Here is a 15,887-nt window from a genome sequence, read left to right on the forward strand (position 1 = left end):
GCCGCCAGCGTTCGTCCTGAGCCAGGATCAAACTCTCCATTAAAGTGTTTGACTTGCTCATTGTATTGCTGACGAGATAAATCTCGTGATTCTTAACATTCCCGTTCAATGCGCTTCATGATCAAGATCATGTCCTTCATTCAACGTTGCTCGTTGTTCAGTTTTCAAGGAACAATGTGTGATTACTGAAGCACCGTTTCGCTTCGTTTCACCGTGTCGCTCAGCGGCGACCTAATTAATATATCATAACGCCTATACAAACGCAACCCCTAATTTAAAAAATGCTAAAACTTTATCGTTATCCATCATAATCATGCAATGATAAAGGTGATTCTGGCCTTTATCATTGCATATTACCTCGGTACTTATTTTAAAAATATAATGTATATGCTCTATTTTTCTAAGCCTGAACGACCGAGACTATCCATAACTTCTTATCCTGATCTAGATGTACCATCTCACCATTAATAGACACTATAGGTCTTGTTGGATTATTGGCGTCTATAACTACAATACGACCAATTCGACCATCATTAAGCTTAACGACAGTTCCCTGAGCAAGTTGTGTCATTTTCTGAATGAAGGTTTGAACCATAAGCGGCTCCAGCTTGCCAAATGAAGCCTCATGTAAATGCTCCAGTGCAACATAAGGTGACTCTGCTCGTTTATAAACACGGTCTTGTGTCATAGCATGGAACATATCTGCTATCGCAACAATCTTAGCATACGAGTGAATTTTGTCAGCTTTCACGCGTAATGGATAACCACTTCCATCTAATCGTTCATGATGTTGCAGTGCTGCAAGTTTAACTCCATCATTAATTGCCGGCACATTGCGCAGAATTTCATATCCATACTGAGGATGACGCTTCATTTCTGCTTTCTCGGACTCGCTAAGATATGTTTTCTTATACAATATATCTTCATCTATTTTAATCATGCCGATATCGTGAAGCAGGCCTGCCATTGCAATCTGCATTCCTTCCTTGGAAGGATAATCACACCACTGGCCAATAAGATAAGAAGTTAGACATACTGCTATTGATTTATTAATTAAATAGTCGGATGCATCTTCTTTTAGGAGCTCTACTATTTGTGATTTGACAGACATTGGCCGATAACTGGATATGTTAGCAAGAAGTTGCTCCAAGACTTGACGCAGTTCCAGAATAGGAAGCCGGTTGAGAGCTGCTGTAGCTAGCATTTTTGACATATATTTAGCAAGCGACAGCCACGCCTGGATAAACTGTTCCTCATCTTTTGCATTTTCTTGGTCCAATACTGCAGTTTCTGTAGAATTTGAAGTTTGCTCCACAGCGGCTGCTATTGACGCCATTTCAATGTGACTCCCCCCGCCAGATGAACGATCTATATCGATATGCTTAACCATAAAGGCTTGAAGCACATTCAGATCACGTGGAGACAACTGTCTGCCCTTAAGCATCAGCAGCCCCCCTAACGAAGTATGGATATCCTGGTTGAGACGATCTCCAGGTTTCGTTTGCGCAAGAGGAATCATAACCATGAAAATTACACGCTCCTACCCCAATTAGTATCTAGTGCAGGTGTAAGTATCATTCTCTCAGTCGTCTTATACTCGTATGAAGTTAAAAATAAGGGCGCAACTTTAACTGTGCGCCCTTATATCTATTCTTGATGGTGTTGTATAATCTCCGTCGAATGACTAGGCATACACACATTTATCATTTTATTCGTTGTCTGAGGGTGACTCTTCCAATACCTCTTCAGCGTCATCTTCTTCGTTTTTGCTGCAACGGGTTACTGTGGATACAGCATCCTCGTCGCGAATATTAATAATCTTCACACCTTGTGCGTAACGGCCCATTTGCGAGATGCCGGCAATGCTCGTACGGATAATCGTACCCGATTCGGTAATTACCATGAGATCATCATCATCACTGACTACCTTCAGGCCAACAACCGCACCGTTTTTGTCGGTAACGTTAATGGTCTTGATTCCTTTACCACCACGTGTCTGCGAACGATATTCTGTAGTCGGAGTACGCTTGCCGTAGCCTTTAGCCGTGACAATGAGAACATCATTGGCTGGATCAATAACATCCATATCAATAACCTTATCGTTATTGTCCAAGGAAATCCCCTTAACTCCAGTAGCCGAACGTCCCATTGACCTTACGTCCTGCTCATTAAATCGAATCGACATACCTGTGCTCGTACCCATTATGATCTGTTGGTTACCATCGGTTAAGCGAACGCCAATCAAGTCATCATCGTCACGCAGGTTAATCGCAATCAAACCGCCCTTACGAATGTTGACATAATCATCGAGCGGCGTCTTCTTCACGATTCCTTGACGGGTAGCAAAGAACAGATACGTGTCTGCATCGAATTCTTCCACTGGAATAACCGCATTAATGGTCTCACCTTGTTCAATCTGAATTAGATTGATAATTGGCGTTCCTCTTGCTGTGCGGCTCAAGTCCGGAATCTCATAAGCTTTGATACGGTACACTTTACCCTTATCGGTGAAGAACATGAGATAGTGATGTGAGTTTGTGACAAATAAATGTTCAACAAAGTCATCATCCTTTGTCCCCATGCCGACTACGCCACGACCACCACGCTTCTGGCTGCGGTAAGTGGTAGCAGGCAATCGCTTAATGTATCCGCTATGCGTAATGGTAATAATAACATCTTCACGTGGAATTAGATCCTCGTCTAAGATATCATCACCAAACGTAATTTCAGTACGACGCTCGTCCCCGTATTTCTCCTTCACTTCTTCAAGCTCATCGTGAATGATATTAAGAACAAGCTGCTCGCTAGCTAAAATTTCGCGGTACTCTGCAATCTTCTTCATGATTTCGTTGTACTCTTCTTCGATCTTCTCACGTTCCAGACCTGTGAGACGACGCAAACGCATATCAAGGATTGCTTGTGCTTGCTCATAAGATAAGCTAAAGCGTTCAATCAAGCCATTCCGTGCTTCTTCGTCATTACGCGAAGCACGGATAAGTGCAATGATCTCATCCAGATGATCAAGCGCAATGCGCAAGCCTTCCAGAATGTGAGCGCGTGCTTCCGCCTTCTTCAAGTCATACTCTGTACGACGACGAATAACCTCTATTTGGTGCTGAATATAATAATGCAGCACTTCGCGCAAGTTCAACACACGCGGCTCTTGATTTACAAGCGCCAGCATGTTCACACCAAAGTTGGATTGCATCTGTGTATGACGATACAGGTTATTTAATACAACACTTGGTGTAACGTCACGACGCAGCTCAATTACGATTCGCATTCCGTTGCGGTCCGACTCATCACGAAGATCAGTAATACCGTCAATCTTCTTCTCACGAACAAGCTCGGCAATCTTCTCAACGAGACGTGCTTTGTTTACCTGATAAGGAAGTTCCTGTACGACGATACGTGCCTTGCCGCCATTCTCCTCAATCTCGGCTCTTGCGCGCATCATTACTGAACCTCGCCCCGTCATATAAGCCTGACGGATCCCCTCACGGCCTAAAATAAGACCGGATGTCGGGAAGTCTGGTCCTTTAATATATTCCATGAGATCAAGCGGCGTTAGATCCGGGTTGTGGATCAACGCTTGAACCCCGTTAATGACCTCAGTCAAATTATGTGGTGGTATATTGGTCGCCATACCTACGGCAATACCTGACAAACCATTAACGAGTAAGTTCGGGAAACGTGCTGGCAGCACGACCGGTTCCTTCTCTTCACCATCATAGTTAGGTGCAAAGTCGACCGTTTCTTTGTTCAGATCACGCAGCATCTCTGTTGCAATCTTGGATAGACGTGCTTCTGTATAACGCATAGCTGCCGCCATGTCACCATCGATTGAACCAAAGTTGCCATGTCCATCGATCAACATATACCGCAGTGAAAAGTCCTGCGCCATACGGACCATCGTCTCATATACGGCAGAATCCCCGTGAGGATGATACTTACCGATTACTTCACCGACGATTCTCGCCGATTTTTTATGTGGCTTGTCTGGCGCCATTCCGAGTTCCGACATCGCATACAAGATACGGCGATGAACCGGCTTCAAACCATCGCGCACATCTGGCAGCGCACGACTAACGATGATGCTCATCGCATAGTCAAGAAAGGATTCCCGCATCTCCGTTCCAATGTCGCGGTCCTTGACTTGCGAGTGTTTTTCTTCCGCCATGCTGGACCTCCTTCTAATATTTCATTAACAGCGTCCGCATTGGTGTGGTGATAGCCCTATAATTGCTCAGCAAATGGGAGGATATTATCCATTTGGACTCTCTTAGGACATATGTCTCTACAAGACGAACGTATGTCATCACACGAAAAAACGGCATGATTCCCTCATAGGAAACAGCACCGTCTTCCTCTTGATCATCTGTCGTCTTGCCCATTAATACGCTATTTATATTATATTACTTTCACAAATGAGAAACAATTAAACGTTCTCATCAACAGCGGCTAGTTCCGAACATTAGGCTAACGCAATTAGGTGTTTGTTCCTTTCCCACGCGGATGGGTATTCATACTATTCTCTATTATACCATGAATGCGGCCCTATACTGTACTAAAAACATGTTATATATCCGTATTCCCAAAGGATAAACGTTGAAATAGACCGTCATTCTATACTTCTAGGTGCTTAAACCAAACAAGTATGTGGCCAGACATCAATTGTTAGACGAGCGTCAAACTTGTCAGGCTTAATTACAACAAAACAAAAATAATAATAGTCTTACTGTCCCTATTGTTTCATGTGAAACAATTAGAATGTTTTTAAACGTTACTGCTTGTGCCACGGAAAAGATGACGTAAGAAGAAATACGCAAACAGTCTCTTTAATATTATTAAAAGTCCCCCATCTGGCTAGACAGGGGACCAAAGATTGGATGTATTAAATATCCAAATTCTTAACGAACTTGGCGTGTTTGATAATGTAATCGCGACGAGGTTCAACTTGATCCCCCATAAGGGTATCAAATATCTCATCAGCCAGCTTAGCATCATCTACCGACACTTGAAGCATCGTACGACTTTCAGGGTCCATAGTCGTTTCCCAAAGCTGAATAGCATTCATCTCGCCGAGACCTTTATAGCGCTGAACGTTGATCTTCATGCCTTCACCAAACTCAGCAATAATCTCGTCACGCATTTTCTCACTATCTGCATAACGAACCACTTTGTTTCTTTCGACTTTGAAGAGCGGTGGTTGGGCAATATACACGTATCCAGCCTCCACCAATTGTCTCATGTAACGATAGAAGAACGTAAGCAACAGCGTTCGAATATGCGCACCGTCAACGTCGGCATCAGTCATGATCACGATCTTGTGGTAGCGAGCTTTGGCTAGGTCAAAATCTTCACCGATACCCGTTCCAAGTGCCGTTATGATTGCACGAATCTCTGCATTAGACAGGATCTTATCCAAACGAGACTTTTCTACGTTCAGAATCTTACCGCGCAGCGGCAGAATGGCTTGAAAATGGCGATCGCGTCCTTGCTTTGCGGAACCGCCTGCAGAGTCACCCTCAACGATATACAATTCGCTAATGGATGGATCTTTGGACGAGCAGTCAGCTAATTTGCCGGGCAGCGAGCTTACTTCTAGCGCACTCTTGCGGCGTGTCAATTCACGCGCACGACGAGCGGCTTCGCGAGCGCGTGCAGCCTGCGTACCTTTTTCTACAATTTTTCGGGATATTGCAGGGTTTTCATTTAAAAATTGCAAAAACTTCTCGGCGAACATAGACTCAACAATTCCGCGAACCTCGCTGTTGCCAAGCTTCGTCTTCGTCTGTCCTTCGAACTGTGGATCTGGAATCTTAACTGAAATAATAGTCGTTAAGCCCTCACGCACGTCGTCCCCACTTAGGTTCGAATCGTTATCCTTCATCAAGTTCATCTTGCGCGCATAGTCGTTAATGATCCGTGTCAAGGCACTCTTAAAGCCGGATTCATGCGTTCCGCCCTCATGCGTATGAATATTGTTCGCAAATGAGTAGATATGCTCTGAGTAACTGTCATTATACTGTAGTGCTACTTCACACGAAATGTTATCTTTTAAGCCCTCCACATAAATAGGTGGCTCATGAACCTTCTCACGATTGCGGTTCAAATATTCGACGAACTCAATAATGCCCCCATCGTACTTAAACGTTTGCGACTGTTCCTGACCAGGACGTTCATCCGTCAATACAAGTTCGATGCCTTTATTCAAAAATGCCAACTCGCGTATACGAGAGGTCAAAATATCGTATTCAAAGATTACCGTTTCCGTAAACACTTCATGATCCGGCTTAAATGTAACCGTCGTTCCTGTCTCATCCGTATCACCGACCACTTTTAGATCGTATTGCGGAGCGCCACGACGATATTCTTGTTGGTGGATATGTCCGTCCCGTTTGACCGTTACGATAAGCAACTCAGACAATGCGTTTACTACCGATACACCAACACCGTGCAAGCCGCCAGATACTTTATAACCATCGCCGCCAAATTTACCGCCAGCATGAAGTACCGTCATGACAACTTCCACCGTCGAGCGTTTCATCTTTGCATGTTCTCCGACAGGAATTCCGCGACCGTTATCAATGACAGAAACGCTGTTGTCTTCATGTACAATTACTTCAATACGTGTACAGAAGCCTGCCAGTGCTTCGTCTATACTGTTGTCGACAACTTCCCACACCAGATGATGAAGCCCCTTAGCGCTGGTAGAGCCGATATACATACCTGGCCGTTTCCGAACGGCTTCAAGGCCTTCCAACACCTGGATCTGGTTCTCATCATAAGTATGCTGATTCAAAGACATGCCCTTCACCCACTTCTCAAATTTCAGTTCCGTCTAAGCTTCATCCATCCGCGGCAAAAGATGCGAACGCTTCTTCAACGTTGTCGATGAGATCGGAGAATAATACACTTTCCCTTTTGTCACGACAATAGATTTGGCTTCTTCCTCGCCGATCGACTCCACATTTTTCCGTTTATGTGAATGAGCCACAAACTGTTTGGACAGCTTGGATGATTTCTCGATTGAAATATCGAAAATAGCAACCAGCTCCGAAGAGCGGATAACCTTTTCGCCACCTAAGTGAATATACAACACAATCACCCCTTAGCGCTTCACTTGCCCGCTCTCAACATGAAATACATTAGCATCTTGCAGTTTATTCGTATGAATTCCTTCTATGCCGGTTGTTGTGATAAAGGTCTGCACCTTATCCTGAAACGTCTCAATAAGCTGAGTCTGCCGATACGCATCCAGCTCTGATAAGACGTCATCAAGTAACAACACAGGATATTCGCCGATTTCTTCATGCATCAATTCGATTTCAGCAAGCTTGAGCGATAATGCTGTTGTGCGCTGCTGCCCCTGGGAGCCATATGTTTGCACTTCTTTACCGTTAATAAAAAAGGTCAAATCATCCCTGTGCGGGCCGACTAGCGTCATACCACGCCGCACTTCCTGATCATTCATTTGTGTTAACTTTAACATAAATTGCTCAAATAAGACAGCATCGTCATCGACCGGCGCCGTGAAGGAAGGTACATACTCTATGCTAAGCTGCTCCTGACCATTCGTAATGCCGGCATGAATATGTTCCGCCCAAATCTGCAGCTTCTTTAAATATTGTTTCCGTTTCTTTACAATTTTAACACCATTATCAGCCAATTGCTCGTTCCATATTTCCAACATGGCATGAGATTGTTTGCCTTTCTCATTCCACATCTGCTTCAACAAATTATTACGCTGCACAAGCACCTTCTGATACTGCTGCAGGTGGTATAAATAGCTAGGCTGCACCTGCCCGATCTCCATATCAAGAAAACGACGACGCACACTTGGTCCGCCTTTGACAATCTCCAGGTCTTCTGGCGCAAACATCACCACGTTCAGCGAACCGATAAAGCCACTTAGCTTACGCTGTTCTAGTCCATTAAGCTTAGCTTTCTTCCCTTGTCGAGATATGGACAGATCCAACGTGCAGGGTCCATACTTGCGCTCCACGACAGCTTTAAGCTGAGCGGTGTTGTCTTCCCATCCGATAAGCTCTTTATCTTTGGAGGTCCGGTGCGATTTCGTCAGAGCAAGTACAAATATAGCTTCTAAGAGATTCGTCTTCCCTTGCGCATTGCGGCCTACAAATATATTAACCTTATGGTTCGTATCAAGCTCCAATGATTCATAATTGCGATAGTTTCCAAGGGCTAATGATCGGACAAGCACCCGCTAAGCCTCCTGTGACTTGACAATGCGGAAGGAACCTTCACTCTTCACTTCAACCTTGTCGCCATCATACAACTTGCGGCCTCTGCGCTCATCTATTTCACCGTTAACGAGTACTGCCTGCTCTTGAAGCAGTACTTTGGCATGTCCACCTGTCGAAGCAATATCAGCAAGCTTCAGTGCCTGCCCTAATGTAATGTAATCCGTCCGAATGGACACTTCTTTCATCGTTATTCCTCCTGGCTTCATTCACGAGCTGCTTTAAAAGTGCAAATTAGTTGGTTGTCCGGTATGGAAGAATCAAATGCAAACTGTTTACACGTTCAGTAGGCTTTATAATAATTGGACTCATCGCTCCGGTAAACCCAATGAAAATATGCTCACATTCCACGACCTTAAGTACATCAAGCATATATTTCGAGTTAAAAGCAATTCGTAAAGGCTCGCCATTAAATTGTTTGACTTCAAGTTGTTCTTGTACGCGTCCGAGCTCAGAAGAACTGGATGATATTTCAATGGTCCCATCCTCTTTCGTTTGCAAGCGCACAATGTTGGTTTTCTCTTCACGAGACAACAAATAGGCACGATCAATTGCTTCCGTTAATTTTTTTGTATCGAGTACGAGTTCTGTTTTGTAGTTAGTCGGAATAATCTTAGAAGTGTCAGGATAAGTTCCGTCCAATATACGGGAATAGAACAAAACACGATCAATTTTGAATAACACTTGATTTTCCGCAACGACAATATCAACCATTGTGTTTTGATCTGGAATAATTTTACTCAATTCATTTAACGTTTTTCCAGAAATCACGATATTTTGAAAACGCAAAGAAGAATCTACCTGTATATCCGCAAGGCGGCTTGCCAAGCGATGACGATCAGTAGCTACAAACTTAAGCTCACTGTCCTGCAAATTCCACAATACACCTGTCAAAATAGGAGTCGTCTCATTGGAGGAAATGGCAAATGCCGTCTGTTTAATCATCGTCTTCAGCAAATCACCATTCACTGTAACCACTTGATTTTCTTCGATGTTTGGCAGCACTGGATATTCCTCAGGATCAAGTCCGACCATTTGGATATCTGTTGCTCCAGCTCGCAAAAAGGTCTGAAACTGTTCCTTCACTTCGATCTCGATGTTCTGCGATGGCAGCTTCTTAATGATCTCGACAAAAAACTTAGCAGGCAATACTACACTTCCTGGGCGTTCTACTTGAGCAATTGTTTGTCGATCATCTTCAACAGGGATAAAGCTTTGAATGGAAATATCCGTGTCGCTTGCTGTAAGTGTGACGCCTTGAAAGGTAACGTCCATCTTAATGCCTGTCAAAATAGGTATTGTGGTTCGGCTTGAAATAGCTTTAGACACATTTTGTATCGCTTCGTTCAGTTCATTTTTGAGAATAGTTAACTTCATGCTTTCACTCCTTAACGCAAATTTGCGTTGTATCTGATGATGTCGATTATAAGTTTTTCTTATATTTTATAAGATGATCTTTATTTAAAAAGATAGTAGTAATAGTAGGGGCCCTGAATATGTGGATAACCCTATTATAACAGCATAAGATAAAGCCTATCCACATGTGTATAGTTTGTGTATAGGCTTATCATTTTGTTCACAGGGTCGGATTTTTAATTTTATCGATTAAACTTTGAATGACTTTGTATAATTCTTGATCCTGTTCGATATTATTCGTGATCTTTTCGTGTGCGTGAATGACAGTTGTATGGTCACGCCCTCCGAAGGCTTCGCCAATCTTAGGCAAGGAGTAGTCGGTTAATTCACGCGACAAATACATCGCAATCTGGCGCGGAAAAGCGACTGCTTTCGTACGCTTCCGTGCTTTAAAATCCTCTAGGCGCAAGCCATAAAATTCACCGACTCGATGCTGGATGTCTTGAATCGTAATGATCTTGGGACGACTTGTCGGAATGATATCTTTTAGTGCTTCGGCAGTCAAATGTGTTGTAATATCCTGATTGGTCATCGTAGAGTACGCAACTACGCGGGTTAGGGCGCCTTCAAGCTCACGAATGTTTGTGTTGATCTGATTCGCGATGTAGACCATAGCTTCATTCGGGATATCCAAATTGTCAGCCTTCGCTTTTTTGCGCAAAATTGCGATACGTGTCTCCAGATCAGGCGGTTGAATGTCTGTAATTAGTCCCCATTCAAAGCGGGAGCGAAGTCGCTCTTCCAATGTTTCAATTTCCTTCGGTGGACGATCACTTGAGATGACAATCTGCTTATTCTCGGTATGCAGCGCATTAAACGTATGGAAGAACTCTTCCTGTGTTGACTCTTTGCCTGCCAGAAACTGAATGTCGTCAATGAGCAGAATATCAATGGTTCGATACTTATTGCGGAAGCTTTCGCCGCGATTGTCACGAATAGCATTAATAAACTCATTCATAAACTTCTCAGACGTCGTATAGACAACTCGACTATTCGGATTGTGCTCCAATATATAATGCCCAATCGCGTGCATTAAGTGTGTCTTACCAAGTCCGACTCCTCCGTACAAGAACAGTGGATTATACGCTTTGGCTGGTGCTTCAGCAACAGCCAACGATGCCGCATGCGCAAATCGGTTGTTAGAACCGATAACAAACGTATCAAACGTGTACTTCGGATTCAAAATGTTCGATACGGGTTCCTCTTGTGACACTGCACGAGGAATAGTTGTCGGCGGCTGCATTAACTCCGGTTCAGCTTGAGCTGCTTCCTCAATGATGAATTTAACGTCCACTTGCTTGCCGGCCATTTCGAATATTGTGGAACTAACGAGCTTCGTGTAGCGACTCTCCAGCCATTCGACAGCAAATGTGGTCGGTGCTGTAATTATAAGTTGGGTGTCGGTATACTTAACCGCCTTTGTAGCTTTAAACCAGGTATCAAAGCTTGGTTTGCTCAGCTTCGTCTGGATAACGGTAAGTACTTCCTGCCAATGTTCATTTACTTGGCGATCCACAGATGGTTTCACTCCTTCAAACCTGTTGCGTCGTCATTAGAACGCGCTTTCCGGCAAAGTCGCCTAAAAGGACAAGTTCCCCGACAACGCGCTTTATTTAAGAAGAGGCTCTCCAAAGGCACAGAAAGCCCTCTGCTTAGTAGGGCGCTTTGTCGGGGTCTATGTTGTGACATGAAACGTACATGTCGAAATATACCGTACATTCTGACATTAATTATCCACACTAACAACAACGAACAATGTAGGTTAGGCACAGTATAAAATAAGTTGTTCACAACTTTATCCACAGCCTGTGTATAAAATAGGATTGTTAATAACTATGCACAACCGAAAAACAATATAATCATAGCAGATGAGCCCTTATATTTCAACGATAGCAGGTATTTTATCCACAAATTCAATAACTTGTGTACAAAAATTATATACACCACAAGATATTGTTTATAACTTGTGTCAATTCGACAAAAAGGGGAATTATGGTGTCGAACGTTATACACAGAGATCGAATTAAAGATGTTCTTATCTCTAAAACTTTTGCACATGTGAATAACTTCTTATTTAAAATAATAAGCAATGTGAACTCAATGGGGTTGTGGATAGTTTGGCAAACAAAAAGAGGGTCTATACATGTGAACAAATAGTGAGATCACAAAAAGAGGAAGAGAGAAGAGGGACTCGCGCCATTGACTTTTTATGACGTTTTTGATTAAATGTATAAAGGCGTTTTGCGCGAACATATAAACAGTGCAATGGACTGGTTCTACATGAATAATTGTGTTTTAAGGAGGTGCAAGCTGAAATGAGACCTACATTTAAACCAAATGTAAGCAAACGTAAAAAGGTTCACGGTTTCCGTACACGTATGAGCACTAAAAATGGCCGCAAGGTATTGGCTGCTCGTCGTCTTAAAGGCCGTAAAGTATTGAGCGCATAAGAGCGTGAATGCAAGACCACCCGCGGTGGTCTTTTTTTCTTTTTGTATACAGGCTAGACGTTTATTCTCTCCGGCTCACGTACATACTTGGGACATATACAAGAGTCGGGATTAGGCAGGAGTACAATCGTGCAAAAACAATACCGTCTAAAGGATCGTGCGGATTTCAGCCGAGTCTATCGATATGGACGATCATGGGCGAACCATCAGCTTGTGCTGTATGTGTTTCCTCGTCCAGCTGTAGAAAGATTCCGTGTTGGGGTCTCCACCAGCAAGAAAATAGGAAATGCGGTTGTCCGCAATAGGATGAGACGTGTCATTAAAGAAGTAGTCCGTCTTAATTCTGATCGTGTAATTAGCCATGTTGATCTTGTATTTATCGTGCGTAAAGGCGCAGTTGATATGGATTATGAGCAGCTCCGCAAGAGTGTGCTTCATGTTTGCCGAAAGGCCTCCGTATTAAAATAAGTTAAACTTGTGAAATACGTAATGGTCATAGGGCTTGGACCGTTTCCTTTGAAACCTGAAATGTGATATATTTACTTTGGAATCGGATGGTTTTAGAGAGGAGTTTTGCTATTGTCGCTTAAGAAGTTGCTTACTAACCGTAAATGGCTCTTGGTGGCGTTATCCCTAGTGCTGATTATGGTGCTTTCCGGATGTACCACTAACCATGGAACGATGAAGACCGAAGACCTGCTGCAGGGAAACTTCTGGGAGAAGAATGTTGTTTATTATTTTTCATTAACGTTGGATACGTTTGCAGGGTGGTTTAATGGAGCGTACGGAATTGCGATCCTCATGATCACCATTATTGTACGTTCGGCTATCCTGCCGCTTACGATAAAGCAGATGAAGAGTTCAAAGGCTATGCAAAAGCTGCAGCCGCAGTTGGCTGAGCTGAAGAAAAAGCATAAAGACAATCCGCAAAAGCAGCAAGAGGAGACGATGAAACTGTTCCAACAGCACAACGTCAATCCACTAGCAGGCTGCTTGCCGATGTTAATCCAGATGCCAGTGTTTATTGCGTTGTATAACGCCATCTATATGAATTCCGCCGTCCGTGACCACCAATTTTTGTGGCTGCAGCTCGGAACGCCGGATCCTTACTATGTCTTGCCTGTAGTTGCGGCTTTGACGACGTTTATTCAATCGAAGATGATGTCTGCACAGATGGCTTCTTCGATGCAATTTATGCTGTTAGTATTCCCGGTTCTGATCTTCGTCATGTCGATCAACTTCCCGGCAGCGCTGCCGTTATACTGGGTATACAGCAATATCTTTACGATTGTGCAGAACTATTTCCTTTATCGAAACAAAGATAAGGAGGTACTACCGGCGAAATGATCACATTGATTGTATCAGGGAAGACAATCGAAGATGCCGTTCAGAAAGGATTGGCACAGCTTGAAGCGACGAAGGACCAAGTTACGGTCCGCGTAATCGATCAGCCGTCGCGGGGGTTGTTTGGACTTATAGGTGTTCGTGCTGCCAAGGTGGAGCTAACGCTTCAAGAGGCACCGGCTAAGGCTATAGAACAATCAGCCATTCGTAAGGCAGATCCATCCGCTCATCTGTCCAGCGTGTCTGTAGCGGACTCCGTATCCGCGCATAAGCCGCAGCAGGCAGGCAAGCATGCACACGAAGAAGCAGCAAGTAATGGAGGAAGTCCTCAAATCGATGGTATTGAAGAAGCGAAGCAATTCGTTTTGGATGTAGCTCGATCGATGGGACTTGAAGTTGAGATTCATGTGGACAAGCGCAAAGATAACATTATGTTTGATATTGCAGGTTCAGATTTAGGTCTCATTATCGGTCGCCGCGGTCAAACGCTTGACTCCTTGCAATACTTGACCAATTTGGTCGCAAATCGATATTCTGATCACCATCTGCGTATTGTACTTGATGCAGAGCAATTCCGTGAACGCCGGAAACAAACCTTAGAATCTTTATCCGAACGACTGGCGAACAAGGTAATTCGCACACGTAAGGAGTTAATGCTCGAACCGATGTCCCCGCAAGAGCGCAAGATTATTCATGCGAAGCTGCAGGATCATCCAAAGGTGAAGACGTACAGCAAGGGTGAAGAGCCTAATCGGCGTATCGTCATCACTTTGAAATCATAAATTATGTTCATGTAGAATAGAACGTTGCTCACATAGACGTGTATAACGCAATGATTGTCTCTGTATTTCAGAGGCAGTCATTGCTTTTTTTCTAAAAAGAACCGATTTTCTGATACAATTGAATAGGCATATGGGCTGGGATTCCGCCATCCAAGCGATGAAAATCCGACTTATAGGCTCTTATATGGAGGGAAGAACGATGATAACAGATACGATTGCTGCAATATCGACGCCGCTTGGTGAAGGCGGGATCGCGATCATCCGGGTGAGTGGAGACGATGCGTTAAAGGAAGTAGAGCGCATATTCCGTTCCAAGACAAGGTTGACGGAGGCGGCATCGCATACAATTCAATATGGCTATATCGCAGATCCGAAGACGGATGAGCACATCGAAGAAGTGCTCGTATCCGTGATGAAAGGTCCGCGTTCTTATACAACGGAAGATGTCGTGGAAATAAACACTCATGGTGGCGTTGTGTCCATGAAGCGGGTAATGGAGCTGCTGCTGCAGCAAAATATACGAGTAGCTGAGCCAGGGGAATTCACAAAGCGCGCATTTTTGAACGGGCGTATTGACTTGTCGCAGGCGGAGGCGGTTATGGACCTAATCCGTTCCAAGTCAGATCGTGCGTTTGATGTTGCGATGAAGCAGGCCCAAGGCCAGCTATCAACTCGTATTAAAGCCTTACGACAAACGCTTATAGAGACACTTGCCCATATAGAAGTTAATATTGATTACCCCGAACATGATGTGGAAGAGCTGACGAGTAACTATATTCAATCACAGTGCGGAACCGTTCTGAAGGATATCGAAAAATTACTGAAAACGGCTTCGGAAGGTAAAATATTAAGAGAGGGCATCATAACAGCGATAGTTGGACGCCCCAATGTTGGGAAATCGTCATTGTTGAACGCACTAGCACAAGATAACAAAGCAATTGTGACGGATATCCCTGGGACAACTCGCGATGTCATTGAAGAGATGATTACGATCAATGGAATTCCACTCCGTTTGTTGGACACGGCTGGTATACGTGAGACGTCAGACGTTGTAGAACGAATCGGAGTGGAACGCTCGCGTACTGCGCTGCAAGATGCTGATCTGATCTTGTTCGTTGTGAACAACAATGAGCCGCTGCATGAGGATGAGCGGGCAATGCTTGCACAAATGCAGGGCAGACAAGTGATTGTAATCGTAAATAAGATGGATCTATCTAATCGATTGGATATGGCGGAGCTGGAGACGCTGAAGGGTACCGTTCGTGTCGTACAGATGTCAGCAATGCTGCAAGAGGGAATTGATGCGCTTGAGGAAGCAATATCAGACTTGTTCTTCACTGGCAAGATTGAATCCCAGGATGTAACGTATGTCAGCAATGTACGTCACATTGGCTTGCTTCACAAGACAAGGCTATCTTTGGAAGATGCAGTTGCTGCTGTACACCAAGGCGTTCCCATCGATATTATCCAGATAGATGTACGTGCTGCATGGGAGCAGCTTGGTGAAATTATCGGTGATGCAGTAGGTGAGTCACTGATTGACCAAATATTCTCGCAATTTTGTCTGGGTAAATAAAGCACCGCAATATTGCTTAATTTTCAATTAAAATTGTAATATGATTAGGGAT

Annotated in this window: 14 protein-coding genes; 5 read left to right on the top strand and 9 right to left on the bottom strand. The window is 43.9% G+C overall.

The features are described 5' to 3' along the window. Nucleotides 1-400 precede the first annotated feature (400 nt). From QP775_RS10195 to dnaA, 9 genes are all read right to left on the bottom strand, one after another. Nucleotides 401-1,525, bottom strand: a complete 1,125-nt coding sequence (locus QP775_RS10195) for an HD-GYP domain-containing protein (protein ID WP_285105807.1) — start codon at nucleotides 1,523-1,525, stop codon at nucleotides 401-403. Between the two features lie 183 nt (nucleotides 1,526-1,708). Then, complete coding sequence (gyrA, locus tag QP775_RS10200) at nucleotides 1,709-4,180, bottom strand: DNA gyrase subunit A (RefSeq protein WP_285105809.1); 2,472 nt, start codon at nucleotides 4,178-4,180, stop codon at nucleotides 1,709-1,711. A 13-nt stretch (nucleotides 4,181-4,193) separates the two neighbouring features. Then, nucleotides 4,194-4,394, bottom strand: coding sequence for a hypothetical protein (locus tag QP775_RS10205; protein ID WP_285105811.1), 201 nt, complete (start codon nucleotides 4,392-4,394; stop codon nucleotides 4,194-4,196). Between the two features lie 500 nt (nucleotides 4,395-4,894). Then, nucleotides 4,895-6,811: a DNA topoisomerase (ATP-hydrolyzing) subunit B gene (gyrB, locus tag QP775_RS10210; protein ID WP_239329191.1), complete on the bottom strand. Its 1,917-nt coding sequence runs from the start codon at nucleotides 6,809-6,811 to the stop codon at nucleotides 4,895-4,897. A gap of 33 nt (nucleotides 6,812-6,844) precedes the next feature. Next, entirely contained in the window at nucleotides 6,845-7,102 is a 258-nt protein-coding gene (gene remB / locus QP775_RS10215; RefSeq protein WP_239329190.1) for an extracellular matrix regulator RemB, read from the bottom strand. Between the two features lie 12 nt (nucleotides 7,103-7,114). Continuing rightward, nucleotides 7,115-8,227: a DNA replication/repair protein RecF gene (gene recF / locus QP775_RS10220; protein WP_239329189.1), complete on the bottom strand. Its 1,113-nt coding sequence runs from the start codon at nucleotides 8,225-8,227 to the stop codon at nucleotides 7,115-7,117. A gap of 3 nt (nucleotides 8,228-8,230) precedes the next feature. Then, the gene (yaaA, locus tag QP775_RS10225) at nucleotides 8,231-8,455 is read right to left on the bottom strand and encodes a S4 domain-containing protein YaaA (RefSeq protein ID WP_028543628.1); all 225 of its coding nucleotides are present in this window, start codon (nucleotides 8,453-8,455) and stop codon (nucleotides 8,231-8,233) included. Between the two features lie 46 nt (nucleotides 8,456-8,501). Further along, on the bottom strand, nucleotides 8,502-9,644 hold the full coding sequence (dnaN, locus tag QP775_RS10230; protein ID WP_239329188.1) for a DNA polymerase III subunit beta: 1,143 nt from the start codon (nucleotides 9,642-9,644) through the stop codon (nucleotides 8,502-8,504). A 199-nt stretch (nucleotides 9,645-9,843) separates the two neighbouring features. Beyond that, entirely contained in the window at nucleotides 9,844-11,199 is a 1,356-nt protein-coding gene (gene dnaA / locus QP775_RS10235; protein ID WP_239329187.1) for a chromosomal replication initiator protein DnaA, read from the bottom strand. Nucleotides 11,200-11,998: 799 nt separating this feature from the next. On the opposite strand from dnaA, the gene rpmH reads away from it, so the two are divergent. The 5 genes from rpmH to mnmE all read left to right on the top strand — a co-directional run bounded on the left by rpmH (nucleotide 11,999) and on the right by mnmE (nucleotide 15,835). Further along, a complete protein-coding gene (gene rpmH / locus QP775_RS10240; protein WP_028543631.1) occupies nucleotides 11,999-12,133 on the top strand; it encodes a 50S ribosomal protein L34 in 135 nt (44 codons plus the stop codon). Nucleotides 12,134-12,262: 129 nt separating this feature from the next. Further along, nucleotides 12,263-12,601, top strand: a complete 339-nt coding sequence (gene rnpA / locus QP775_RS10245; protein ID WP_239329186.1) for a ribonuclease P protein component — start codon at nucleotides 12,263-12,265, stop codon at nucleotides 12,599-12,601. A gap of 111 nt (nucleotides 12,602-12,712) precedes the next feature. Then, nucleotides 12,713-13,480: a YidC/Oxa1 family membrane protein insertase gene (locus QP775_RS10250; protein ID WP_239329185.1), complete on the top strand. Its 768-nt coding sequence runs from the start codon at nucleotides 12,713-12,715 to the stop codon at nucleotides 13,478-13,480. Then, entirely contained in the window at nucleotides 13,477-14,259 is a 783-nt protein-coding gene (gene jag, locus QP775_RS10255) for an RNA-binding cell elongation regulator Jag/EloR (protein ID WP_239329183.1), read from the top strand. The genes QP775_RS10250 and jag overlap by 4 nt, the downstream gene beginning before the upstream one ends. Nucleotides 14,260-14,458: 199 nt before the next feature. Next, a complete protein-coding gene (mnmE, locus tag QP775_RS10260; RefSeq protein ID WP_239329182.1) occupies nucleotides 14,459-15,835 on the top strand; it encodes a tRNA uridine-5-carboxymethylaminomethyl(34) synthesis GTPase MnmE in 1,377 nt (458 codons plus the stop codon). Nucleotides 15,836-15,887: the final 52 nt, after the last annotated feature.

The sequence above is a fragment of the Paenibacillus sp. UMB4589-SE434 genome, from assembly GCF_030226685.1.
In the GTDB taxonomy this organism is placed as follows: domain Bacteria; phylum Bacillota; class Bacilli; order Paenibacillales; family Paenibacillaceae; genus Paenibacillus_B.